The 22,820-nt window shown below is 59.3% G+C and carries 20 protein-coding genes; 8 read left to right on the top strand and 12 right to left on the bottom strand.

The genetic code is table 11. From position 1 onward, the window contains the following. Positions 1-55: 55 nt before the first annotated feature. From uvrD to INQ47_RS05365, 3 genes are all read left to right on the top strand, one after another. On the top strand, positions 56-2,242 hold the full coding sequence (gene uvrD / locus INQ47_RS05375) for a DNA helicase II (protein ID WP_004575197.1): 2,187 nt from the start codon (positions 56-58) through the stop codon (positions 2,240-2,242). A 131-nt stretch (positions 2,243-2,373) separates the two neighbouring features. Continuing rightward, on the top strand, positions 2,374-3,228 hold the full coding sequence (locus tag INQ47_RS05370; RefSeq protein ID WP_021785292.1) for a Tim44 domain-containing protein: 855 nt from the start codon (positions 2,374-2,376) through the stop codon (positions 3,226-3,228). 113 nt (positions 3,229-3,341) lie between these two features. Further along, entirely contained in the window at positions 3,342-3,749 is a 408-nt protein-coding gene (locus INQ47_RS05365; protein ID WP_003253266.1) for an SMI1/KNR4 family protein, read from the top strand. 156 nt (positions 3,750-3,905) lie between these two features. Here INQ47_RS05365 and INQ47_RS05360 read toward each other — a convergent pair whose 3' ends face one another. Next, positions 3,906-5,666 (bottom strand): cation:proton antiporter, encoded by a 1,761-nt coding sequence (locus tag INQ47_RS05360; protein WP_021785293.1) that lies wholly within the window; start codon positions 5,664-5,666, stop codon positions 3,906-3,908. 339 nt (positions 5,667-6,005) lie between these two features. On the opposite strand from INQ47_RS05360, the gene INQ47_RS05355 reads away from it, so the two are divergent. Beyond that, complete coding sequence (locus INQ47_RS05355) at positions 6,006-6,491, top strand: acyl-CoA thioesterase (RefSeq protein WP_021785294.1); 486 nt, start codon at positions 6,006-6,008, stop codon at positions 6,489-6,491. Here INQ47_RS05355 and pdxY read toward each other — a convergent pair. Then, a complete protein-coding gene (gene pdxY / locus INQ47_RS05350) occupies positions 6,488-7,360 on the bottom strand; it encodes a pyridoxal kinase PdxY (protein WP_003253261.1) in 873 nt (290 codons plus the stop codon). The genes INQ47_RS05355 and pdxY overlap by 4 nt on opposite strands. Before the next feature lie 120 nt (positions 7,361-7,480). On the opposite strand from pdxY, the gene INQ47_RS05345 reads away from it, so the two are divergent. Continuing rightward, positions 7,481-7,873 (top strand): DUF3301 domain-containing protein, encoded by a 393-nt coding sequence (locus INQ47_RS05345; protein ID WP_404701283.1) that lies wholly within the window; start codon positions 7,481-7,483, stop codon positions 7,871-7,873. Here INQ47_RS05345 and INQ47_RS05340 read toward each other — a convergent pair whose 3' ends face one another. From INQ47_RS05340 to zigA, 3 genes are read right to left on the bottom strand one after another with little or no spacing between them, the layout of a single operon-like run. Continuing rightward, positions 7,874-8,845 (bottom strand): CobW family GTP-binding protein, encoded by a 972-nt coding sequence (locus INQ47_RS05340; RefSeq protein ID WP_404701282.1) that lies wholly within the window; start codon positions 8,843-8,845, stop codon positions 7,874-7,876. Positions 8,846-8,885: 40 nt separating this feature from the next. Then, on the bottom strand, positions 8,886-9,512 hold the full coding sequence (locus INQ47_RS05335; protein WP_209969072.1) for a DUF1826 domain-containing protein: 627 nt from the start codon (positions 9,510-9,512) through the stop codon (positions 8,886-8,888). Continuing rightward, complete coding sequence (gene zigA / locus INQ47_RS05330) at positions 9,509-10,717, bottom strand: zinc metallochaperone GTPase ZigA (RefSeq protein ID WP_252461208.1); 1,209 nt, start codon at positions 10,715-10,717, stop codon at positions 9,509-9,511. Before zigA ends, INQ47_RS05335 begins: the two co-directional genes overlap by 4 nt. 114 nt (positions 10,718-10,831) lie before the next feature. Between zigA and INQ47_RS05325 the strand changes: the two genes are divergently transcribed. Beyond that, complete coding sequence (locus tag INQ47_RS05325; RefSeq protein WP_404701281.1) at positions 10,832-11,212, top strand: glutamine synthetase; 381 nt, start codon at positions 10,832-10,834, stop codon at positions 11,210-11,212. Positions 11,213-11,483: 271 nt separating this feature from the next. On the opposite strand, the gene INQ47_RS05320 is transcribed toward INQ47_RS05325, so the two are convergent. After that, positions 11,484-12,011 carry a DUF3617 domain-containing protein gene (locus INQ47_RS05320; RefSeq protein WP_010955846.1) on the bottom strand — a complete coding sequence of 176 codons (528 nt, stop codon included), beginning with the start codon at positions 12,009-12,011 and terminating at the stop codon, positions 11,484-11,486. A gap of 132 nt (positions 12,012-12,143) precedes the next feature. Between INQ47_RS05320 and cls the strand changes: the two genes are divergently transcribed. Then, on the top strand, positions 12,144-13,583 hold the full coding sequence (gene cls / locus INQ47_RS05315; protein WP_252461210.1) for a cardiolipin synthase: 1,440 nt from the start codon (positions 12,144-12,146) through the stop codon (positions 13,581-13,583). Between the two features lie 83 nt (positions 13,584-13,666). Here cls and cfaB read toward each other — a convergent pair whose 3' ends face one another. Then, entirely contained in the window at positions 13,667-14,851 is a 1,185-nt protein-coding gene (gene cfaB, locus INQ47_RS05310) for a C17 cyclopropane fatty acid synthase CfaB (RefSeq protein ID WP_252461211.1), read from the bottom strand. 208 nt (positions 14,852-15,059) lie between these two features. Here cfaB and lpdA point away from each other — a divergent pair, with 208 nt between their 5' ends. After that, positions 15,060-16,460, top strand: coding sequence for a dihydrolipoyl dehydrogenase (gene lpdA / locus INQ47_RS05305; protein ID WP_252461212.1), 1,401 nt, complete (start codon positions 15,060-15,062; stop codon positions 16,458-16,460). A gap of 204 nt (positions 16,461-16,664) precedes the next feature. Here lpdA and glmS read toward each other — a convergent pair whose 3' ends face one another. From glmS to atpD, 5 genes are all read right to left on the bottom strand, one after another. Beyond that, positions 16,665-18,500 carry a glutamine--fructose-6-phosphate transaminase (isomerizing) gene (gene glmS / locus INQ47_RS05300; RefSeq protein ID WP_020190289.1) on the bottom strand — a complete coding sequence of 612 codons (1,836 nt, stop codon included), beginning with the start codon at positions 18,498-18,500 and terminating at the stop codon, positions 16,665-16,667. A 3-nt stretch (positions 18,501-18,503) separates the two neighbouring features. Continuing rightward, positions 18,504-19,280 carry a DeoR/GlpR family DNA-binding transcription regulator gene (locus INQ47_RS05295; protein ID WP_003253204.1) on the bottom strand — a complete coding sequence of 259 codons (777 nt, stop codon included), beginning with the start codon at positions 19,278-19,280 and terminating at the stop codon, positions 18,504-18,506. A 190-nt stretch (positions 19,281-19,470) separates the two neighbouring features. Beyond that, entirely contained in the window at positions 19,471-20,838 is a 1,368-nt protein-coding gene (gene glmU / locus INQ47_RS05290; RefSeq protein WP_021785308.1) for a bifunctional UDP-N-acetylglucosamine diphosphorylase/glucosamine-1-phosphate N-acetyltransferase GlmU, read from the bottom strand. 121 nt (positions 20,839-20,959) lie between these two features. Continuing rightward, a complete protein-coding gene (locus INQ47_RS05285) occupies positions 20,960-21,379 on the bottom strand; it encodes a F0F1 ATP synthase subunit epsilon (protein WP_003260039.1) in 420 nt (139 codons plus the stop codon). Positions 21,380-21,422: 43 nt separating this feature from the next. Then, complete coding sequence (gene atpD / locus INQ47_RS05280; RefSeq protein WP_003253197.1) at positions 21,423-22,799, bottom strand: F0F1 ATP synthase subunit beta; 1,377 nt, start codon at positions 22,797-22,799, stop codon at positions 21,423-21,425. Positions 22,800-22,820: the final 21 nt, after the last annotated feature.

Here is a 22,820-nt window from a genome sequence, read left to right as displayed (position 1 = left end):
AATATTCATACAGTAGATATTTGCCCCTTACCCGGCATCGCCCTAGAATGGCCCGATGCGCACAGACGACCTCTCTCTCCTGCTGAACTCCCTCAACGATGCCCAACGCCAGGCCGTAGCGGCCACGCTCGGGCGTCAACTGGTGCTTGCCGGTGCCGGTTCCGGTAAAACCCGCGTGCTGGTACACCGTATCGCCTGGCTGATCCAGGTCGAGCAGGCATCGCCGCACTCAATCCTGTCGGTGACGTTCACCAACAAGGCCGCAGCAGAAATGCGCCAGCGGATCGAACAACTGCTGGGCATCAACCCGGCAGGCATGTGGGTCGGCACCTTCCACGGCCTGGCCCATCGCCTGTTGCGGGCCCACTGGCAGGAAGCACGGCTGGTGCAGAATTTCCAGATCCTCGACAGCGACGACCAGCAGCGCCTGATCAAGCGGGTGATGCGCGAGTTGGGCCTGGACGAGCAGAAGTGGCCGGCACGCCAGGCCCAGTGGTTCATCAACGGGCAGAAAGACGAAGGCCTGCGCCCGCAGCATATCCAGGCGGGGGGCGACCTGTTCCTGGCGACCATGCGCGAGGTCTACACCGCCTACGAGCAGGCTTGCGAGCGCGCCGGGGTCATCGATTTCTCCGAGCTGCTGCTTCGCGCCCTGGACCTGTGGCGTGACCACCCGGGCCTGCTGGAGCACTATCAGCGACGCTTCCGCCACGTGCTGGTGGACGAGTTCCAGGATACCAACGCCGTGCAGTACGCCTGGCTGCGGCTGCTGGCACGGGGTGGCGATAGCCTGATGGCGGTAGGCGATGACGACCAGTCGATCTACGGCTGGCGCGGCGCCAAGATCGAAAACATTCACCAGTACACCGCCGACTTCCCCGACGCCGAAATGATCCGCCTGGAGCAGAACTACCGCTCCACCGGTGGCATCCTCAAGGCGGCCAACGCGCTGATTGCCAACAACAGCGGGCGCCTGGGCAAGGAACTGTGGACCGACATGGGCGAAGGCGAACCACTGACCCTGTACGCGGCCTACAACGAGCACGATGAAGCACGCTATGTAGTGGAAACCATCGAGAGCCTGGTCAAGCAGGGCAATGCGCGCAACGAGATCGCCATCCTGTACCGCTCCAACGCCCAGTCGCGAGTGCTGGAAGAGGCCCTGCTGCGTGAGCGTATCCCCTACCGCATCTATGGCGGCCAGCGCTTCTTCGAGCGCGCCGAAATCAAGAATGCCATGGCGTACCTGCGCCTGATCGAAGGGCGTGGCAACGATGCCGCTCTGGAGCGGGTGATCAACGTGCCGCCGCGCGGTATTGGCGAAAAAACCGTCGAAGCCATCCGCGAGCACGCCCGCCACAGCCAGCTGTCCATGTGGGAGGCCATGTGCCAGCTGCTCGCCGCCAAGGCCCTGAAGGGTCGCGCCGCCAGTGCCCTGGGGGCCTTTATCGAGCTGATCGAGGGGCTGGCCGCCAAGGTCGTGGACATGCCGCTGCATACCATGACCCAGACCACCATCGAACAGTCCGGCCTGATCACCTATCACCAGGAAGAAAAAGGTGAAAAGGGCCAGGCACGGGTAGAAAACCTTGAGGAACTGGTCAGTGCGGCACGCAACTTCGAGTCCACCGACGAAGACGCCGACCTGTCCCCGCTCTCGGCCTTCCTTGGCCACGCCTCACTCGAAGCTGGCGATACTCAGGCTGACGAGCATGAAGACAGCATCCAGCTGATGACCCTGCACAGCGCCAAAGGCCTGGAATTCCCCTATGTGTTCCTGGTGGGCATGGAAGAAGGCTTGTTCCCGCACAAGATGAGCCTGGAAGAACCCGGCCGCCTGGAAGAGGAACGACGCCTGGCTTATGTAGGCATCACCCGCGCCATGCGCCAGCTGGTCATGACCTACGCCGAAACACGCCGCCTTTATGGCAGCGAGACTTACAACAAGGTGTCGCGTTTCGTGCGTGAAATTCCGGCAGGCCTGGTTCAGGAAGTACGCCTGTCCAACAGTGTCAGCCGCCCGTTCGGCGGGGCCAAGACGGCCACCAACAGCAACCTGTTCGCCAATGCCAGCATTCCGCAGACCGCGTTCAACCTGGGTCAGCGTGTGCAGCATGCGGTATTTGGCGAAGGCGTGATCCTCAACTTCGAGGGTTCTGGCGCTCAGGCGCGGGTGCAGGTGAATTTTGCCGAAGGTAGCAAATGGCTGATGCTGGGGTATGCCAAGCTCGAGGCTGTCTAAAGCCCACAAGGGTCGGGCCTGCCAACTTTGTAACATCAGGCAAAAGCTCGAAACACTATGTCGCTGGTCATGTGCCCGGGAACCTGTGCACCATGACGCGCGTGCAATCCACAACAGGGGATATCCCACTTATGCAACGTTTTCTTAGCATCGCACTGGCGCTCTGCGTCGGCCTGACGCTGAGCCTGGACGCCAGCGCCAAGCGTTTCGGCGGCGGCAAGAGCTCGGGCTCCGCGCCTATCCACCAGACCCGCCAGGCTACGCCAACCACGCCTGCAGCCGCGCCGACCGCACCTGGCCGTGCACCGGCTGCCGCCAGCGGTGCTTCGCGCTGGTTGGGCCCACTGGCCGGCCTCGCCGCCGGTGGCCTGCTGGCTTCCATGTTCATGGGCGACGGTTTCGAAGGCTTCCAGATCATGGACTTCCTGATCGTGGCGCTCATCGCCTTCCTCGTGTTCCGCTTCATCGCCGCACGCCGCCGCCAGCAGCAGCCACAAATGGCCATGCCGGGCCATGCGCCGATGCAGCGTGAGGCTCACGCTCAGCCTGCGCAACCGTCGATTTTCGGTGGTTCGGCCGCACCTGCTGCCGCAGCAGCCCCGGTGATCAACGCGCCGGCCTGGTTCAACGAGCAGAGCTTCCTGGCTGCAGCCCGTAGCCATTTCCAGTCGCTGCAGCAGCACTGGGATGCCAACGAAATGGACAAGATCAGCGAGTTCGTTACCCCGCAAATGCTCGAGTTCCTCAAGCGTGAGCGTGCTGAACTGGGTGATGGCTTCCAGTCTACCTACATCGATAACCTGGAAGTGCAGCTGGACGGTGTCGATGATCGCGCCGACCGCACCGACGCTACCCTGACCTTCCGTGGCGTGTCGAAGAATTCGCGCTTCGACCAGGGCGAAGTGTTCAGCGAAAGCTGGCACATGGTTCGCGCCCAAGGCGAGAACCAGCCTTGGCTGGTAGCCGGTATCCGTCAAAACGGCTAATCGCTGCGTGCTAAACAGAGAACCCCGGGCTTGCCCGGGGTTTTTGCTTTTGCCAAAGTGGGCTACTAGGGTATAAGGCGCAGCGTTGTCATCTAGGTTAGAGGAAGTGAACCGTGGAAGAAGTGATCGAACAACTCCGTGAAGCGAATGAGCCGGTACCGGTGCCCTTGGAGCTTCCCGACGAAGACCAACTGGTAGAGATCGAAGAGCAGCTGTTCATCAATATTCCATTCGTGTTCAAAGAGTTTCTGCTGACCGTAAGTGATGTGGTTTACGGCTCCCTTGAGCCTGTTACCGTCACTGATCCGCAGTCGCACACCTACCTGCCAGATGTGGCCTCCAACGCCTGGGATGCCGGCGTACCGCGTGACCTGATTCCGCTGTGCCAGGACGGCGACAATTACTATTGCGTCGAAGAAGACGGCACCGTGGTGCTGTGGGATGCCGAAGAGGAAATTGTCGGCGAAGACAGCTGGGAATCGGTGTGGCACTGGGCGCGAGATGTTTGGCTGGAGAGCTGATCGCTAGAGCCTATAGAGAAGCTCGCGATCTGAGGCAGGAAAAATGACGTCTTAGCGCGTCAAGGTCGTTAAATCGCCAGGCTTTCTGCGCCTGGCGACGTCGCTATAGCCCCATCTTCTCGGGCGAACGGGAGATCTTGCCTAGGGCGTAGCCCCTCAGTGCGAGTTTTCGCGACTGTTCTCCAGCGTCTCCAACAACGCGATCTGCATGCGCGTATGCACGCGGATGAACCAGCGCCACAACAACGCCACCACCACCGCAGCCACCACGGCAATCACCAGCAGCAATTCGCTGGTGGGCAGAATGCTGGCGGACAATGCCGACAGCAGCAGGAAAATCACCAGCAGCGACAACAGCGGAATCACTTCGGCGATCACACGGCGCACGCGCTGGGTATGTCGCCCGGCCATTTCCGGCTTCACGCCCATCTCTGCCAGTAGCATCGAGAGTGCCTTTAGCTTGCGGTACGCGGCGATCAGGAAAGGCAGTGACAGCAGCAATGCAGCCCCCCAAATGATGGCCTTCTGCTGGCTTACATCGCTGACCCACTCACTGAGCCAATTGCCGATACGCCCTGCAAAGTAGCCGCCACTGAAGAAGATGGCGATCACCAGCGCCAGGTTCACCCCAACCTGCAACAGGATGCGCCGGATCATCGCCGCCAGCATGGCACTCTCGCCCTGCGGCTGGATGTTGCGCAACCACTCACCATACAAAGACAGCACGCGTGCGAGGCGAGCGGGCACCACATTGCCCAGTTTTTGCGACAACGGGTCAGCCGCGCGGATCAGGTAGGGTGTCAGCAGCGTAGTGATTGCCGATACTGCCACCGCCACCGGGTAAAGGAAGTCGCTGGTCACCTGCAGGGTCATGCCCAGCGCGGCAATGATGAAGGAGAACTCGCCGATCTGCGAAAGCCCCATGCCAACACGCAGTGACGTGCGCCCATCATTGCCGGCAATGAACGCCCCCATGCCACAAGACAGCATCTTGCCCAGTACCACCGCCAACGTAATGACCACGATCGGCCAGGCATAGTCGAGGAGCACCTGAGGGTCAATCATCAGACCAATGGCGACGAAGAAGATGGCGCTGAAAAGGTCGCGTACAGGCTCGATCAAGCGTTCAATTTTCAAAAGCTGCCGTGATTCGGCCATGATCGCGCCAATCAGGAAAGCGCCCAGTACCATGCTGTATTCCAGCTTCACAACCAGCAGGCAGAAGCCGAAACACAGGCCCAGAACGGTGATCAGCAACATTTCGTTGCTTTCGAACCTGGCGACATAGGCCAATAACCGCGGCACCAGCAAAATACCGATGACCAGAGCGACGATCATGAACAGCGACAGCTTGCCGACAGTGGAGAACACCTCGCCCGAGCTGACCGTGCCACTGACCGCGATGCCTGACAGCAGGGCAATGATACCGATGCCAAGAATGTCCTCGACGATCAACACGCCAAAAATCAGCTGGGCAAAGCGCTCGTTCTTCATCTTCAAGTCGTTGAGCGCTTTGACGATGATGGTGGTGGAGGAAATGGCCAGGATGGCGCCCAGGAACAGTGAATCCATGGTGCTCCAGCCAAACCAGCGGCCAATCTCGAAGCCGATCCAGATCATCAGCACGATTTCCAGAAACGCTGCGATAAATGCCGTGGCGCCGACCTTGAACAGCTTGCGCAGGCTGAACTCGAGCCCCAGACAGAACATCAGGAATATCACCCCTAGTTCGGCGAGGATCTTGATGGTTTCTTCGTCATGAATCAGGCCGAACGGAGGGGTGTGCGGGCCAATGATGAAGCCGGCGACAATGTAGCCCAGCACCACCGGTTGCTTGAGGCGGTGAAAAAGAATGGTGACGACGCCAGCGATCAGCATGATGACTGCCAGGTCCTGGATGAAGCTGATGGCATGCATGGCGTGATACTCCTTATCTCGTCTTTTTATGAATGCCTGGGCAGACCGCTCCTGCCGAGGCATACCTGAGCGAGCAGCAAGTACATACTGTATTGAATGCAGCGACGCCCATGTTGCATGGGCGCACTCAGGTTAACATCGCACTCCGCCGCTAAAAGTCGGTGCAATATGCCGAAACAGATCGGCTGGAAAAGCGCTCGTGATGGCATGATCAGCGTGACGACAGCGCGCCAGCCAACGTCCCGTATCAGCAAGGCAAATTCAAAGAGGGGAACAGAAGTGTCAGCAGATAACGCCCTCCATTCGCCCGATTCAGCGCAACCTCACCGTGAGCACACTATGGAACCTGGAAACGCCCAGCTGAGCATGACCGTCCTGATGACCCCGGACATGGCCAACTTTTCTGGCAACGTACATGGCGGCACCCTGCTCAAGTACCTCGACGAAGTGGCTTATGCATGCGCCAGTCGTTATGCCGGCAGTTATGTGGTGACCCTGTCGGTCGACCAGGTGATCTTCCGTGAACCCGTACATGTGGGTGAACTGGTGACCTTCCTGGCGTCAGTCAACTACACCGGCAACACTTCGATGGAGGTTGGCATCAAAGTCGTGACCGAGAACATTCGCGAGCGCTCGGTGCGCCATTCCAACAGCTGCTTCTTCACCATGGTCGCGGTCGATGACAACCGCCGCCCAGTGCCGGTGCCGCCGCGCCAGCCGTACAGCAGCGAAGAAAAGCGTCGCTTCCTGCAGGGCCAGCAGCGTCGGCAGATCCGCCAGGAACTGGAAAAGCGCTACCAGGACCTGAAAACCGACGCCATTTAAAGCGCCAGCAACTGCGCCTCGAAGCGCACCCGTGGGTGCGCAATGCGGTCCTGGGCCCGTACCAGCTGCAATTCGTAGCTGGCGCAGGCCTGGGTTTCCAGCAGCACTTCATGCACTGCCGCAGCGGTGAACTCGAATGCCTGCACCCAGCTGTCGCCGAGCAGCACGCGGGCCAGGAACAGACCTGAGGTCAGGTCACCCACCCCAACCGGCTGACGCGGGAACGCCAGCAGCGGGCGGCGCAGGTGCCAGCTGTGCTCGGCGGTCACCAGCAACATTTCGAACTGTTCTTCGGCCCGCCCGGGGTACGCCAGGTGCTTGACCAGTACAACCTGCGGCCCACGCTGCAGCAGGCTACGCGCCATGTTCACGCAATCCTCCAGCGACTGGGCGCGGCGCCCACAGAAGCTGTCCAGCTCCAGCTGGTTGGGGCACAGGATGTCCGCCGTGGCTGCCGCCTCGTCAAGCAGGAACTCACTGACTTCCGGCGGCACGATGCAGCCTTTTTCCGGGTGCCCCATGACCGGGTCGCACAGGTACAACGCTTTTGGGTTTACCGCCTTGATCCGTTCGACGCCGGCCAGGATCGCTCGCCCTTGTTCGGCGCTGCCCAAATAGCCGGAAAGCACTGCATCGCAGTGGCCGAGTTCGCCGATATTGGAAATACCTTCCACCAACGCAGGAATTTGCGCTGGGGCAAGCACTTCACCCGCCCACTGGCCATACTGTGTGTGATTGGAGAACTGCACGGTATTGAGTGGCCAGGCATTGACCCCGATACGCTGCATGGGGAATACCGCGGCGCTGTTGCCGGCGTGGCCGAACACCACGTGGGACTGAATGGCGAGCAGGTGCGGGGTACGTTTCATGCGGGAGGTTTCCAAAGCTGTTTCAAGGATTGTGCGCAGCGCAGTATGAACTCGATTGCTACCTGTACGACAGGCCAGGAACGCAGTTAAGCTGGATCTATCTGTTTGGAGCATATGCAAATGTTGACCCTGGAGAACCTCTTCGTCCTGATGCTGGTAGCCACGGCAGGCGCTTGGTTGTGGCACAACCATGGGTTGCGTGAAAAGGCCTTGGAACGGGTCAAACAGCATTGCGCCAAACTCGACCTCGAGTTGCTTGACGATGCCGTAGCGCTCAAGCGCATCGCCTTTGTCCGGGATGCCAATGGCCGCAAGCGCCTGGCACGCGTCTATGCCTTTGAATTCACCGTCACGGGTGAGCAACGTCACCCCGGCACCGCGACCCAGTTCGGCGCCCACAGCGTGCAGATCGAACTGGCGCCCTACCCGTTCGAAATCAAGACCCCACCACGCTCCGACAACGTCATAGAGATGCAGCAATGGCGCCAGGAGCACAACCGCTGGCGCAACTGATCAACTGACGCGACATTCATTCAACCCGGCTTGCAACGCGGGTTGCGGTTGCGGCTGATCGAAAATCAGCTCGATACGGCTGTCCCTGCGCCAGTCGCTGGGCTGCCAAGCGGGCATATCCCCATTCAGCCCATTGAATGACCACCAGCCCTCTATGCTGTGGATAACTCCCTTGGCCCGTCGCCATGGCAAAGCACACAAGAAAGCCTTCAGCCGCTGTGGATAAAACTCTTGGCCAGGGTGCCACCGCCAGCCAATACTCCAACCGCCCTCCCCTTGCTGGGTAAGGCAGATAGGCTGACGGGGGTCTGTCCACAATACTGCGGGGGCTATTCCAAGATTGTCGACAATCTGGTTTTCCAGTAATGAGCTGTCAACAATCTGTGGAGATGCCGGCGGGAGGCCGGACAGCGGCAGTTGCCCTTGCACGGTCCACATGATGCTCTTTTCTTTAAATTTATTAGTTATCAACAACTTATGTTGTTCATCCACAGCCTCTGATTTATTGAAAACCACGTGTTCAGAGGCATTGAAAGCCTGCTGTTGAGCCTCTGGAAGCGGCTCGTTTCGAGCCATGGCCTGGGCATCCACAACCATCAAGAGTGGCTGAATTGTCAGCACTCCAACCCAAGGCGCTTGTTGCAACTGAGCCAGCAGCTGCAACGGATGGCCCAAGCCGGAAGGTTCGATAAACAGCCGGTCAGGCCGCGATTTGCGTAGCAATCGGCCCAGGCCCACCTGGAACGGCATGCCGTTGACGCAGCACAGGCAGCCGCCTGCAACCTCGCCGATGGCGATGCCGTCCTCGTCACGGCTAAGTAAGGCTGCATCCAGGCCGACAAGGCCGAACTCGTTGATCAATACCGCCCAGCGCTCGTTTGCGGGTCGCTGGGCCAGCAATTGACGGATCAAAGTGGTCTTGCCAGCACCCAGCGGGCCAGCAATTACATGGGTTGGAATGTTCTGCAACATGGCGTGGCTTCAGGCGGCGGTGATGCCTCACTATGCGCTGTCAGGCCAGCCAGTCAAGGCTGAGCAGCAAACGCCCCTGCTGTGCCGAAGGGGACCGATGAACCAGGCCTGCCCCTTCATTACCCTGCCATTTTTCACCTTTGAGTATCGCCACCTCACCGGCTTGCAGTTGCTGGATGTTATCCACAGATGGTTCAGCTGTGTGTAACTCACCACGACCGCTATCCCGTTCTTGCAACCATTCGCTACCTGGGCCGACGTAGGTGGTGAGCAGGCGCAAAGGTACGTTATCCACATGGAAGCGTGGACACATGGGACCGTCCAGAACGCGCAAGCGCAAACCGACCCGACGTGCGCCAACCAGGCAGGTATAAGCCGCCACCAACCAGGTCACATCAGCAACGAAAGCTTCATATCCATGCAAGTCCGCCGCTTCACGCAGCAGATCTGGCAATACCGGCTTCTGCTCCTCGTCCACATCAATTACCCGCTGATCAGCCAAGGGCTGGCCAAGGCTGATCACCAGTGCGGCAAAGTCCTCCAGTTGGGCCGGCAAGCGCCGCCGCCATACGGCCAGGTTCACGCCATCCTGCAGCACTTCGGCCAGCACCTGGGGCGTCTCGCCAAACACCTGAAAGATATCCACAGGTCGGTGCGCCAGGTTCATGCTGCCGCCTCCTCATGCCATGGGCCAAATGGGTCAGGTAGGCGCAACCAGCCCATGTGGCCCAAGTCCATTTCTTGATCCGTCAACAGGCATGCATCGAGCGCTGTGGATAATTTTTCGAAGTCGATATTCTGCCCGATAAACACCAACTCCTGGCGGCAGTCACCGGTCTCAGCGGTCCAGTGTTTCAAGATCTCGCTGGTGTTATCCACATCCTGTGGCCACTGCTCGCGTGGCACGAAGCGCCACCAGCGGCCAGCCAGACCATGGCGCATCATGCCGCCCGCTTGCGACCAGCTGCCAGCTTCCTGATATTTGCTGGCCAACCAGAAAAAGCCTTTGGAACGCAGCAGCCTTCCGTTTTCCCAGTCCTTGTGGATAAAGTCGTAAAAGCGCTGTGGATGAAGCGGGCGTCGGGCCTGCCAGGTCATGGCCGCGATACCGTACTCTTCGGTTTCTGGTACATGTTCACCGCGCAGCTCCTGCAACCAGCCTGATGCCTGGGCCGCCTGATCGAAGTCGAACAGCCCGGTGTCGAGGATACGTGCCAACGGCACTTGGCCCATGACCATGGGTACGATCTGCGCTCGGGCATTGAGACTGCGCAAAATAGCGATGAGTTCTTCGCGCTCATGTTGGCTGATCAGGTCGATCTTGCTCAGCAGCAGCACATCTGCGAACTCGACCTGCTCGATCAGCAAATCACTGATCGACCGCTCGTCTTCTTCGCCCAACGTTTCGCCGCGGCTGGCTAGGCTGTCTGCTGCTTGATAGTCGCGCAGGAAGTTCAAGCCATCGACCACGGTGACCATGGTGTCCAGTCGCGCCATATCGGACAGACTGCGACCCTGCTCGTCGCGGAAAGTGAAAGTCTCAGCCACTGGCAGTGGCTCAGAGATACCGGTGGACTCGATCAGCAAATAATCGAAACGCCCCTCTTCGGCCAGTCGCGCAACCTCCTCAAGCAGGTCTTCGCGCAACGTGCAGCAAATGCAGCCGTTGCTCATCTCGACCAGTTTCTCTTCAGCGCGGTTGAGGCTGACATTGCGCTGCACCTCGCTGGCATCTATGTTGATTTCACTCATATCATTAACGATAACCGCGACCCGCAAATTGTCGCGGTTGCGCAGCACATGGTTGAGCAGCGTGCTCTTGCCGGCGCCGAGAAAGCCGGACAGCACGGTGACGGGAAGACGATTGGACATGGCGAACCTCTTCAGGCAGACGCATTCGAAACGATGCATTGCATGATGTTATAAAGTAACAATACACTTTCGCCAAGTGGTTCTCGACGGACGAGTGCTCACAGAGGATGAAAAATGAATCTGCCACGCGTCATGGCATTGCTGCTGCTCACCATGCCTGCCTCGCTGTTGGCCACGCCGCAAGACAGTAAATTGGCCCTTTGTACGCGAAGCGCGACGCTGCTCGCTTGCCAAGACGGCAAGGGCAACTACTACAGTGTGCGCACCGAAGGCAGCACGCTCTACCTTCGGGGCTACGACTTCACCAGCCGCCGACTATGGGCACAAACCAACAGCCGCTATGGCATGTTGACTTTTTTTACAGGCCTGGCCAGCGATGGTGAGGCCTGGGTGGGTTACAGTCGCCGCGTAGGCTGGACCACCTTGAACCGCGTATCCAGTTCCAGCGGGGAGCGCTTCAAGGTGCATTGCAGCTTGATCGAGGGTTGCCGTTGACGCCTTCTTTTGTTTGGAAGGCTTTTCCTCTGCTGCCTATCTGCACGTCAGCTTCGAGCGCTTGCTGAAAACGCCGGCCTTGATCAGCTATCCGTCAGGCCGAAAAGCTAAGCCGCAACCACATCGAGGCAAGGACCGAAAATGAAATGTTCCACGTGGAACTATTCGTTTCCCGACCGACTCCTGGAACTACCCAGGCTCGGCTGCTCGAACGACAGCAGAGGCCTGCATGCCCCCGACGGGGTTGCCACCAGCCATTGGTAATGGAACTTCAGCTGCGCGGTTTGACCGCCCCGCAGTCATTGCCTAACCACACCGCACGCGTGTTCATGCTGCCTTGCTGCTGCACACCCGAAGCGTTGAACGTGCCACTGACCTGGGTGGTGAATTCCCGATCACTGAGGAATGTAGCCTGACCACTTCCTTGCGCCTTCGGGCAGCTGAACTGGAACTTCCAAACGTTACCGGTACGATCGGTAATCTTCTGCGTGCAGCCCGATTTCGGGTCTTGCAGAGGAATGTCATTCGTTGCCACCTGTTCTGGTGTCAGGCACGAACGCACACCCTTGCCACCTACACTGACCCCTTGTTTGGCCAACACCCCTTCCATCATTGCGCGCTGCTCGGGCGGCAGGTTTTTCAACTGGCCGAGCATGAATTCCATGTCGGGTAGCGGTTTGCCATCGACCTGCATGTTGCTGGTGGTCAGCTCCCACAAACCCGGTTGCAGCATCTGGGCTTGCACCAGCGGACTGCTCATGCCTAGGGCCAACGCCAACAGTGGCAGACGAATCTTCATGGATGAACGCTCCTGGAAAAAAGCCGGTCAAACGGGCCGGACTGAGCCTTAGACGCCAAATCCACCTGCAGGTTGCAGGCGGACCGGGAACGTGTTCTGTTACCTCAAGTGTACTCGGCAAGCAGGATGCATATGGATTACCACAGCCCCTACTTCTTTGGTTACCTACTCGGCCTGATCCACCTGCTGGGTATGGTCGCCGCACTGCATGCGCTGTTCACGGTGCGGACAGCTCAGGGGGCCATTGCGTGGGCGATGCCCTTGCTCTTCATCCCCTACCTCACCTTGATCCCCTATCTGATTTTCGGCGCCCGCTCGTTCTATGCCTACATCAAGGCTCGGCGTCAGGCCAACCAGGAAATGCACGTGGCCATGGCCAACCTCAACTGGCGGCCCTGGGTTGAAGAAGCCCTTACCGCCCGCGAGTCCGAAAGCTACACAGCCTTGCGCGCCATGCCCAAGCTGGGTCGCATGCCATGCCTGGCAAATAACCAGGTAAAACTGCTGATCAATGGCAAGGCCACCTTCGATGCCATCTTCGCAGCCATCGAAAAAGCACGCGATGTGGTATTGGTGCAGTTCTTCATCATTCATGACGACAACCTCGGCAAGGCACTGCAGCAACTCTTGCTACGCAAAGCCGCCGAAGGCGTGCGGGTGTTCGTGCTGTACGACCGTGTCGGCAGCCACGCCTTGCCGGCCAGTTACAGCCAGGTGCTGCGTGACGGTGGTGTGCAGATCCATGCATTCGCCACCCGTCGCGGCTGGTTCAACCGCTTCCAGGTGAACTTCCGCAACCATCGCAAGATTGTGGTGGTGGATGGCTTGCTCGGCTTCATCGGCGGTCACAATGTGGGAGACGAGTACCTGGGTGAACATCCACAGCTTTCCCCCTGGCGTGACACCCACGTACAGATCAGCGGGCCGGTACTGGCCTGCTTGCAAGAGTCGTTTGCCGAGGACTGGTACTGGGCCACGCGCCAACTACCGCCGCTGATCCTGCCCGATACGTACCCTGACAACGGCGTGCTGTGTCAGGCCTTGGCCAGCGGCCCGGCAGACCCACAAGAAACCTGCTCGCTGTTCTTCCTTGAAGCGATTCATTCGGCCACCCGCAGGGTGTGGATCACCAGCCCCTACTTCATCCCTGACGAGGCCGTGTTCGCCGCCTTGCGGCTGGCGGTGCTACGAGGAGTCGATGTGCGGGTGCTGATCCCGTCACGGCCTGACCACCGCATCGTCTACGCTGCCTCCAGCCTGTTTGCCTTCGAAGCGGTGCGCGCGGGGGTACGTATGTTCCGTTACCAACCCGGGTTTCTGCATCAGAAGGTGGTACTGGTGGATGACGACATCAGCGCCATTGGGAGCGCCAACCTGGACAACCGCTCGTTCCGCCTGAACTTCGAGATCACCCTGCTGACAGTCGATCGCGGCTTCGCCGACCAGGTCGAGCACATGCTCCACGAGGACTTCGAACAAGCGCGGGAAATTACTGCAGAAGACACCCAGGACACCCATCGACTACAGCAATTGGGGATGCGGATTGCGCGACTGATATCGCCGATTCTTTAGGGTGAGCACACCCGTTGGAAGCGGCCTTTTCGCGAAAAAGGCCGCTCCTGCAAAGCCATATCAGGGCTGTGACGCTTACGATTTCAGCGGTACAAGTCTTCCCGCGTCCAAGGCAGGTCATGATGCCCGTCGGCGTATGGCTTCACTGCCAATATCTGGTGCAGGTTGATCCAGCCCTTCTGAAAGGCGTAGGCACACCCGGCCAAGTACAAACGCCAGATCCGCAGGGTCTTCTCAGGCACCAGCGCTGCTGCCTTGTGCAACTGGTTCTCCAGGTTCTCGCTCCAGTGGTGCAAGGTTTTAGCGTAGTGCAGGCGCAGGCTCTCCACGTCCACTACCTCCAGCCCGGCTTCACAGATACTGGCGCTGATCATCGACAGGTGCGGCAGTTCGCCGTGGGGGAATACATAGCGATCGATGAACTCACCCGCCCCGCGCCCGACCGGTCGGCCATCGACGTGCTTGGCAGTGATGCCGTGGTTCATCACCAGGCCCCCTTCCCTCACCGCCCCGAACAGCTTCTGGCAGTACAGCGCCAGATTGGCATGCCCGACATGCTCGAACATACCCACGCTGACAACCTTGTCGAAGCGACCATCCTGGGGCAGATCGCGGTAGTCGAGAATCTGCAGGTCGACCTTGTCAGCAAGCCCTTCCGCTTGCACTCGCTTGCGGCCTAACTTCAATTGCTCCTTGCTCAGGGTAATGCCGAACACCTTGGCGCCATACTCACGGGCAGCGAACCGCGCCAGCCCACCCCAGCCACAGCCGACATCGAGCAGGTAGTCACCGGCATCCAGACGAAGCTTGCGGCACAGGTGGTCGAACTTGTCCTGCTGCGCCTGGTCGAGCGTATTGTCCGGCTCACGGAAGTAGGCGCAAGAATAGGCCATGTCCTGGTCCAGCCAAAGCTGGTAGAAGGCGTTGGACACGTCATAGTGGTAGGAGATCGCTTTGGCGTCGGTGCTCTTGTCATGAGACAAACGTTGCGGTGGCCTTTCATCCTCATCCGCCAGCAGCGCTTCGCTCAGCTCGTCGCACACGCGGATGGCCTCACCGATATCGCCTTCCAGCTCAAGCTTGCCTTCGACGAATGCAGTGCCCAGCTGGTCCATGCTTGGGTGGGTCAACTGGCTGATCAGCTGTGGTTCCTTCACCAGAATGGTGACCTGAGGACTAGGCCCAAGATCAAAATGGTTACCGTCCCACAGCTTCAGCCTCAGCGGCAGATGCAAGCTCTGCAATGCAGGTGGAAGTTGAGCAAGCATGAAACACCCCTCCTGTCCGTAATTGGCCACGACGCCTAATATTTCGAACGTCACCGGATCAGAGTAGTTCATCTGTAGGATGTTTCCTCTAAGCAAGACCATGGTCTAGAACCAACTGATCTTATCCATACAGCAGATTGTATACAATTTCTGCATCTCAGCTTAACCTTGTGCCCCTCTCGCGCTTCTACATCCTGGAGTTGAACCCATGAAAGTCTATGACGTGGTGATCATCGGCGGTGGCCCTGGCGGCTACAACGCAGCCATCCGTGCTGGCCAGTTGGGCATGAGCGTTGCCTGCGTGGAAGGCCGCTCGACCTTGGGCGGTACCTGCCTGAACGTCGGCTGCATGCCATCCAAGGCACTGCTGCATGCTTCGGAGCTTTACGAAGCTGCCAGCGGTGACGAGTTCGCCCACCTTGGTATCGAAGTAAAGCCCACCCTCAATCTCGCCCAGATGATGAAACAGAAGGATGAGAGCGTGACAGGCCTGACCAAGGGCATCGAATACCTGTTTCGAAAGAACAAGGTCGAGTGGATCAAAGGCTGGGGCCGCCTGGATGGCATCGGCAAGGTCGTGGTCAAGGCCGAAGACGGCAGCGAAACCGCGTTGCAGGCCAAGGACATCGTCATTGCCACCGGCTCTGAGCCCACCCCTCTGCCAGGTGTGACCGTCGACAACCAGCGCATCATTGACTCGACCGGCGCGCTGTCGCTGCCGCAAGTGCCCAAGCACCTGGTCGTCATCGGTGCTGGCGTGATCGGTCTTGAGCTGGGTTCGGTCTGGCGCCGCTTGGGTAGCCAGGTCACTGTCATCGAATACCTGGACCGCATCTGCCCCGGCACTGACACGGAAACGGCCAAGACCCTGCAGAAGGCTCTCGCCAAGCAAGGCATGGTGTTCAAGCTGGGCAGTAAAGTGACTCAGGCTACCGCAGGTGCCGATGGCGTCAGCCTGACGCTGGAGCCTGCCGCTGGGGGTACCGCAGAATCGCTGCAAGCCGATTACGTGTTGGTGGCTATCGGCCGTCGCCCTTATACCAAAGGGCTGAACCTGGAAAGCGTGGGCCTGGAAGCCGACAAGCGCGGCATGCTCGGCAACGAGCACCACCGTACCTCGGTGCCGGGTGTCTGGGTGATTGGCGACGTCACTTCGGGCCCGATGCTGGCGCACAAGGCCGAAGACGAAGCGGTGGCCTGTATCGAACGCATCGCCGGCAAGCCCCACGAGGTTAACTACAACCTCATCCCTGGCGTGATCTATACCCGCCCGGAGATGGCCACCGTGGGCAAGACTGAAGAGCAGCTCAAAGCAGAGGGACGTGCCTACAAGGTTGGCAAGTTCCCCTTCACCGCCAACAGCCGTGCCAAGATCAACCACGAGACCGAAGGCTTCGCCAAGGTCATCGCCGATGCCGAAACCGATGAAGTACTGGGTGTGCACCTGGTGGGCCCAAGCGTCAGCGAGATGATTGGTGAGTTCTGCGTGGCTATGGAGTTCTCGGCCTCGGCAGAAGATATCGCCCTCACCTGCCACCCACACCCGACGCGCTCCGAGGCCCTGCGCCAGGCGGCGATGAATGTGGATGGCATGGCCATGCAAATCTGACGAGCCCCATTCGCTGCGACAGGTCATGACCATGACCATGACCATGACCATGACCATGACTATGACCATGACCATGACTATGATCTGGATCTGGATCTGGATCTGGATCTGGATCTGGATCGTATGAGTTAGTGGCCGTTTTCTGACAATCAGAAAAGAAAAACCCTCCGGTTGGAGGGCTTTTCATCAACACCTGACTACCCGTTACTCGACAGTCACCGACTTGGCCAAATTACGAGGCTGATCAACGTCGGTCCCCTTAAGCACGGCCACGTAATAAGACAGCAACTGCAGCGGGATGGTGTACAGGATTGGCGCTAGGGCATCGGCAATGTGCGGCACCTTGATCACGTGGGTGCCTTCGCCATTGGTCATGCCAGCGTGCTCGTCGGCGAACACTACCAGCTCGCCACCACGGGCACGCACTTCCTGCAGGTTGGACTTGAGCTTCTCCAGCAGTTCGTTGTTCGGTGCAACGGTAACCACCGGCATGTCGTTGTCCACCAAAGCCAGCGGGCCGTGCTTCAGCTCGCCTGCTGGGTATGCTTCGGCGTGAATGTAGGAGATCTCTTTAAGCTTGAGAGCACCTTCCATCGCCACCGGGTACTGCGCGCCGCGGCCGAGGAACAGGGTATGGTGCTTGTCGGCGAACAGCTCGGCAATTTTCTCGACGGTGGCATCCATGGCCAGGGCTTCGCCCAGGCGGGTTGGCAGTCGACGCAGCTCTTCAACCAGCTCAGCTTCGACACCGGCTTCCAGCGTACCGCGCACCTGACCCAGGGCCAGGGTCAGCAGCATCAGCGAAACCAGCTGGGTGGTGAACGCTTTGGTCGAAGCCACGCCGATTTCAGGGCCGGCCAAGGTCAGCAGGGTCAAGTCCGACTCGCGTACAAGCGAGCTGATACCCACGTTGCAGATCGCCAGGCTGCCAAGGAAACCCAACTCCTTGGCGTTGCGCAGTGCGGCCAAGGTATCGGCGGTTTCGCCGGACTGCGAGATGGAAACGAACAGAGTGTCAGGCTGCACCACCACCTTGCGGTAACGGAACTCGCTGGCCACTTCTACCTGGCAAGGGATGCCGGCCAGGCTTTCCAGCCAGTAACGCGCAACCATACCGGCGTGGTAGCTAGTGCCACAGGCAACGATCTGCACGTTGCGCACCTTGGCAAACAGGTCGGCAGCTTGCGGGCCAAAGGCCTGCACCAGCACGTTGTCCTTGCCCAGGCGGCCTTCAAGCGTGCGCTGAACAACGCTTGGTTGCTCGTGAATTTCCTTGAGCATGAAGTGACGGTAAGCGCCCTTGTCGGCAGCCTCGGCACCTTCGTGATACTGCACGGTTTCGCGCTGGACCTTGTTGCCCTGCTGGTCCCAGATGGAGACCTGATCACGGCGAATTTCAGCGATATCGCCTTCTTCCAGGTACATGAAGCGGTCAGTAACCTGGCGCAGCGCCAGTTGATCGGACGCCAGGAAGTTCTCGCCAAGGCCTAGGCCGATTACCAGCGGGCTGCCACTGCGTGCGGCGACCAGGCGGTCCGGCTGCTTGGCACTGATCAGCGCCAGGCCGTAAGCACCATGCAGGCGCTTCACCGCCGCCTTCAGGGCGTCGGTCAGGTCTGGAATGCTCTTCAGGGTGTGGTGGATCAGGTGGACGATGACTTCGGTATCGGTCTGGGAATTGAAGACATAGCCCAGCCCCTTCAGCTCTTCGCGCAGTTCCTCGTGGTTCTCGATGATGCCGTTGTGCACCACGGCCACGTCATTGCCCGAGAAGTGCGGGTGGGCGTTGCCTTCAGTCGGCGCGCCGTGGGTAGCCCAGCGGGTGTGGGCAATACCCAGCTGGCCTGCCAATGGGTCATCAGCAACAGCAACCTCCAGCTCGCTGACCTTGCCGATGCGGCGGCGGCGCTGCAGTTCACCGTTCTGGGTGAGTACAGCCAAACCGGCGCTATCGTAACCGCGGTATTCAAGACGCTTTAGGCCTTCGATCAGGATGGCTGTGATATTACGCTCGGCGACAGCACCAACGATTCCACACATGTTTTATTGCTCCTGGCTGATCGCGGCGCAGATCAGGTTGATGCCGCGGGCTTGAATTTGTTCGCGCGCTGCTGCTGGCAGGCGTTCATCTGTAATAAGGGTGTGCACGCTGCCCCAGGGCAGCTCGAGGTTAGGGATCTTGCGCCCCACCTTGTCCGACTCGACCATCACGATCACTTCACGGGCAACTTCCGCCATAACCCGGCTCAGCCCGAGCAACTCGTTGAAGGTAGTGGTACCCCGGCCGAGGTCGATACCGTCGGCACCGATGAATAATTGGTCGAAATCGTAGGAGCGCAGTACCTGCTCCGCGACCTGGCCCTGGAACGATTCGGAATGCGGGTCCCAGGTGCCACCGGTCATCAGCAGCACCGGCTCGTGTTCGAGGTCGCAGATTGCACGGGCCACATTGAGTGAATTGGTCATCACCACCAGGCCTGGCTGGCGCCCCAGTTCGGGGATCATTGCCGCCGTGGTGCTGCCGCTGTCGATGATAATGCGCGCATGTTCGCGGATACGTCCGACGGCGGCACGCGCAATGGCCTTTTTATAGGAAGAGACGGGTTGCGCCGGTTCACCGAGCAACTCTTGCGGCACCGGCACCGCGCCACCGTAGCGGCGTAACAACAAGCCGTTGGTTTCCAAGGCGGCGAGGTCTTTGCGAATGGTCACTTCCGAGGTGGCGAAACGCTTGGCCAACGCGTCCACACTTACCTCACCCTGCTCGCTGAGCAAAGCCAGAATATTGTGGCGACGTTGTGGTGTGTTTCGTTTCGACATGTGCGTTTAAGTTTCGATTCGAAAGTTAGTGGTTGCAATCAAAACCTAAGACGAGCGATTCGTCAAGCTGTCGCTGACCTGTGGATTGTTTCCTCTGCTTTGGCGCGGTCCTGTAGGCGCGGGACAGCGCCAATAAAAAAGCCGACTTATTCACATAAGTCGGCTTTTGATCGAAATGGCTGTGAATAACTCAGCTCTTCTTGATCTTCTCCGGGCGCTTCCAGCCCGATATGTTGCGTTGGCGCGCACGGGCTACAGCCAGGTCACCGGCTTCTACAACCTGGGTGATGGTCGAGCCGGCAGCGGTGGTCGCGCCGGCCTTGATTTCCACAGGCGCCACCAGCGAGTTGTTCGAACCGATGAACACGTCTTCACCCATCACGGTCTTGAACTTGTTGGCGCCATCGTAGTTGCAGGTGATGGTGCCGGCGCCGATATTAGTGCGCGCACCGATTTCGGCATCCCCCAGGTAGGTCAGGTGACCAGCCTTGGCCCCTTCACCCAGGTGGGCGTTTTTCAGTTCGACGAAGTTACCCACATGGGCCTTGGCGTCCAGTACGCTGCCCGGGCGCAGGCGGGCGAACGGGCCAGCATCGCTACCTTCTCCCATCACGGCGCCTTCGAGGTGGCTGTTGGCCTTGACCACCGCGCCTTTGCGCAGGGTCGTGTTCTTGATCACGCAGTTAGGGCCGATCTGCACATCGTCTTCGATGACCACCTTGCCTTCGAGAATCACGTTGATGTCGATCAGCACGTCACGGCCAACACTTACTTCACCACGAACATCGAAGCGTGCCGGATCACGCAGGGTAACCCCCTGAGCCATCAGACGGCGGCCTTCACGCAACTGGTAGTGACGCTCCAGCTCGGAGAGCTGGCGGCGGTCGTTGGCGCCCTGCACTTCCATAGGGTCGTGTGGCTGTTCAGTTGCCACCACCAAACCGTCGGCCACTGCCATGGCGATTACGTCAGTCAGGTAATACTCGCCCTGGGCGTTGTTGTTCGACAGCCGGCCCATCCAGTCAGCCAGACGCGCGGCTGGGAGCGCCAGAATTCCGGTGTTGCCTTCCTTGATCGCCTTTTGCGCGTCGTTGGCGTCCTTGTGCTCAACGATGGCAGTTACCTTGCCCTGTTCGTCACGCACGATCCGGCCATAGCCGGTCGGATCATCGAGGGTGACTGTAAGCAGTCCCAGCTGCTGATCGTTGGCCTTCGCCAACAGACGCTGCAGGGTCTCCACTTCGATCAACGGCACGTCGCCGTACAACACCAGCACAGTGTCAGCGGTCAGCGCCGGCAGCGCCTGGGCAACAGCATGACCGGTACCCAGCTGTTTATCCTGCATGACGAAATTCAGGTCGTCAGCGGCCAGGCGCTCGCGAACCAGTTCGGCACCATGGCCAATGACCACATGAATACCTTGCGGCTGAAGTTGGCGCGCGCTGTGGATAACATGGCCGAGCATGGAATTGCCAGCTACCGGGTGCAACACTTTGGGCAGCGCCGAGCGCATGCGGGTGCCTTGGCCGGCGGCGAGAATAACGATATCGAGTGACATTACTGGCTACCAATCCTGGGCGGTCAGTGAAAGACCGTGGGGGGAGAAAACAGAAAAAGAAAAAGGGTAGCCGAGGCTACCCTTTTACTCAATCGCAACAGAAGTTATCAGCCGTAGCCGATTACTTGCCTCTGCGCATTTGCTGGACGGTACGCAGCTGAGCTGCGGCCTCGGCCAGACGTGCGGCGGCGGCGCCGTAGTCGAAGTCCGCGCCTTTCAGATTCAGGGCGTTCTCGGCAGCCTTGAGGGCCTCCTGAGCCTGAGCTTCATCCAGGTCTGCAGCACGTTGCACGGTATCGGCAAGCACCTTGACCATGTTCGGCTGAACCTCGAGGAAACCACCAGAGATGTAGAACACCTCTTGTGCGCCACCCTGCTTGGTCAGCGTGATCGGACCAGGCTTGAGATTGGTGATCAGTGGCGCATGGCCTGGAGCGATACCAAGATCACCCAGGTTACCGTGCGCAACCACCATCTCGACCAGGCCGGAGAAGATCTCTCCTTCCGCGCTGACGATATCGCAATGGACTGTCATAGCCATCTGCTTGCCTCAACCTGATAGCGCCCCTTGCGGGGCGCAGGAATTACAGTTTCTTGGCTTTCTCGATCGCTTCGTCGATGCTGCCGACCATGTAGAACGCTTGTTCTGGCAGGTGGTCGTAGTCACCTTTGAGGATGCCGCTGAAGCCAGCGATGGTGTCTTTCAGGGAAACGTACTTGCCTGGCGAACCGGTGAAGACTTCTGCCACGAAGAACGGCTGCGACAGGAAGCGCTGGATCTTACGAGCGCGGGCTACCAGTTGCTTGTCGGCTTCGGACAGTTCGTCCATACCCAGGATCGCAATGATGTCCTTCAGCTCTTTGTAGCGCTGCAGAACATACTGAACACCACGAGCGGTCTCGTAGTGCTCGTTGCCGATCACGTTCGGATCCAGCTGGCGCGAAGTCGAGTCCAGTGGGTCGACCGCTGGGTAGATACCCAGGGAGGCGATGTCACGGGACAGAACGACGGTGGCGTCCAAGTGGGCGAAGGTGGTCGCTGGCGACGGGTCGGTCAAGTCGTCCGCAGGTACATATACGGCCTGTACCGAGGTGATCGAACCTTCCTTGGTGGAGGTGATGCGCTCTTGCAGAACGCCCATCTCTTCAGCCAGGGTCGGCTGGTAACCTACTGCCGAAGGCATACGGCCCAGCAGTGCGGATACTTCGGTACCGGCCAGGGTGTAACGATAGATGTTGTCGACGAACAGCAGAACGTCGTTACCTTCGTCACGGAACTTCTCGGCCATGGTCAGGCCGGTCAGCGCTACACGCAGACGGTTTCCTGGTGGCTCGTTCATCTGACCGTAGACCAGCGCTACCTTGTCGAGAACGTTGGAGTCCTTCATCTCGTGGTAGAAGTCGTTACCCTCACGAGTACGCTCACCCACACCAGCGAACACGGAGTAACCGCTGTGTTCCATGGCGATGTTACGGATCAGTTCCATCATGTTTACGGTCTTGCCGACACCGGCACCACCGAACAGACCAACCTTACCACCCTTGGCGAACGGGCAAACCAGGTCGATAACCTTGATGCCGGTTTCCAGCAGGTCGTTGCCGCCCGCCTGGTCAGCGAACGAAGGCGCTGGCTGGTGGATACCGCGACGCTCTTCTTCGCCGATCGGGCCGGCTTCGTCGATCGGGTTGCCCAGTACGTCCATGATACGGCCCAAGGTGGCCTTACCAACTGGAACGGAAATGGCAGCGCCGGTGTCGACGACATCCAGACCGCGCTTCAGGCCTTCGGTCGAGCCCATCGCAATGGTACGAACCACGCCGTCGCCCAGCTGCTGCTGAACTTCCAGGGTGGTTTCCGCGCCTTGTACTTTAAGCGCGTTGTATACACTCGGCACGACGTCACGTGGGAATTCCACGTCGATGACGGCGCCGATGATTTGAACGATACGTCCGCTACTCATAGCTGGATCCTCTGAATATGT

The sequence above is a fragment of the Pseudomonas sp. 3HC3 genome (assembly GCF_044904505.1).
GTDB classification, from domain to species: domain Bacteria; phylum Pseudomonadota; class Gammaproteobacteria; order Pseudomonadales; family Pseudomonadaceae; genus Aquipseudomonas; species Aquipseudomonas putida_Y.
The sequence above is the reverse complement of the archived record's forward strand: the minus strand, read 5'-3'. Positions and strand labels throughout refer to the sequence as shown.

Excerpts from the sequence above, each read along its gene's own strand:
- uvrD (WP_004575197.1), top strand. The coding sequence starts at position 56 with ATGCGCACAGACGACCTCTCTCTCCTGCTGAACTCCCTCAACGATGCC.
- INQ47_RS05370 (WP_021785292.1), top strand. The coding sequence starts at position 2,374 with ATGCAACGTTTTCTTAGCATCGCACTGGCGCTCTGCGTCGGCCTGACG.
- INQ47_RS05360 (WP_021785293.1), bottom strand. The coding sequence starts at position 5,666 with ATGCATGCCATCAGCTTCATCCAGGACCTGGCAGTCATCATGCTGATC.
- INQ47_RS05355 (WP_021785294.1), top strand. The coding sequence starts at position 6,006 with ATGGAACCTGGAAACGCCCAGCTGAGCATGACCGTCCTGATGACCCCG.
- pdxY (WP_003253261.1), bottom strand. The coding sequence starts at position 7,360 with ATGAAACGTACCCCGCACCTGCTCGCCATTCAGTCCCACGTGGTGTTC.
- INQ47_RS05345 (WP_404701283.1), top strand. The coding sequence starts at position 7,481 with ATGTTGACCCTGGAGAACCTCTTCGTCCTGATGCTGGTAGCCACGGCA.
- INQ47_RS05340 (WP_404701282.1), bottom strand. The coding sequence starts at position 8,845 with ATGTTGCAGAACATTCCAACCCATGTAATTGCTGGCCCGCTGGGTGCT.
- INQ47_RS05335 (WP_209969072.1), bottom strand. The coding sequence starts at position 9,512 with ATGAACCTGGCGCACCGACCTGTGGATATCTTTCAGGTGTTTGGCGAG.
- zigA (WP_252461208.1), bottom strand. The coding sequence starts at position 10,717 with ATGTCCAATCGTCTTCCCGTCACCGTGCTGTCCGGCTTTCTCGGCGCC.
- INQ47_RS05325 (WP_404701281.1), top strand. The coding sequence starts at position 10,832 with ATGAATCTGCCACGCGTCATGGCATTGCTGCTGCTCACCATGCCTGCC.
- INQ47_RS05320 (WP_010955846.1), bottom strand. The coding sequence starts at position 12,011 with ATGAAGATTCGTCTGCCACTGTTGGCGTTGGCCCTAGGCATGAGCAGT.
- cls (WP_252461210.1), top strand. The coding sequence starts at position 12,144 with ATGGATTACCACAGCCCCTACTTCTTTGGTTACCTACTCGGCCTGATC.
- cfaB (WP_252461211.1), bottom strand. The coding sequence starts at position 14,851 with ATGCTTGCTCAACTTCCACCTGCATTGCAGAGCTTGCATCTGCCGCTG.
- lpdA (WP_252461212.1), top strand. The coding sequence starts at position 15,060 with ATGAAAGTCTATGACGTGGTGATCATCGGCGGTGGCCCTGGCGGCTAC.
- glmS (WP_020190289.1), bottom strand. The coding sequence starts at position 18,500 with ATGTGTGGAATCGTTGGTGCTGTCGCCGAGCGTAATATCACAGCCATC.
- INQ47_RS05295 (WP_003253204.1), bottom strand. The coding sequence starts at position 19,280 with ATGTCGAAACGAAACACACCACAACGTCGCCACAATATTCTGGCTTTG.
- glmU (WP_021785308.1), bottom strand. The coding sequence starts at position 20,838 with ATGTCACTCGATATCGTTATTCTCGCCGCCGGCCAAGGCACCCGCATG.
- INQ47_RS05285 (WP_003260039.1), bottom strand. The coding sequence starts at position 21,379 with ATGGCTATGACAGTCCATTGCGATATCGTCAGCGCGGAAGGAGAGATC.
- atpD (WP_003253197.1), bottom strand. The coding sequence starts at position 22,799 with ATGAGTAGCGGACGTATCGTTCAAATCATCGGCGCCGTCATCGACGTG.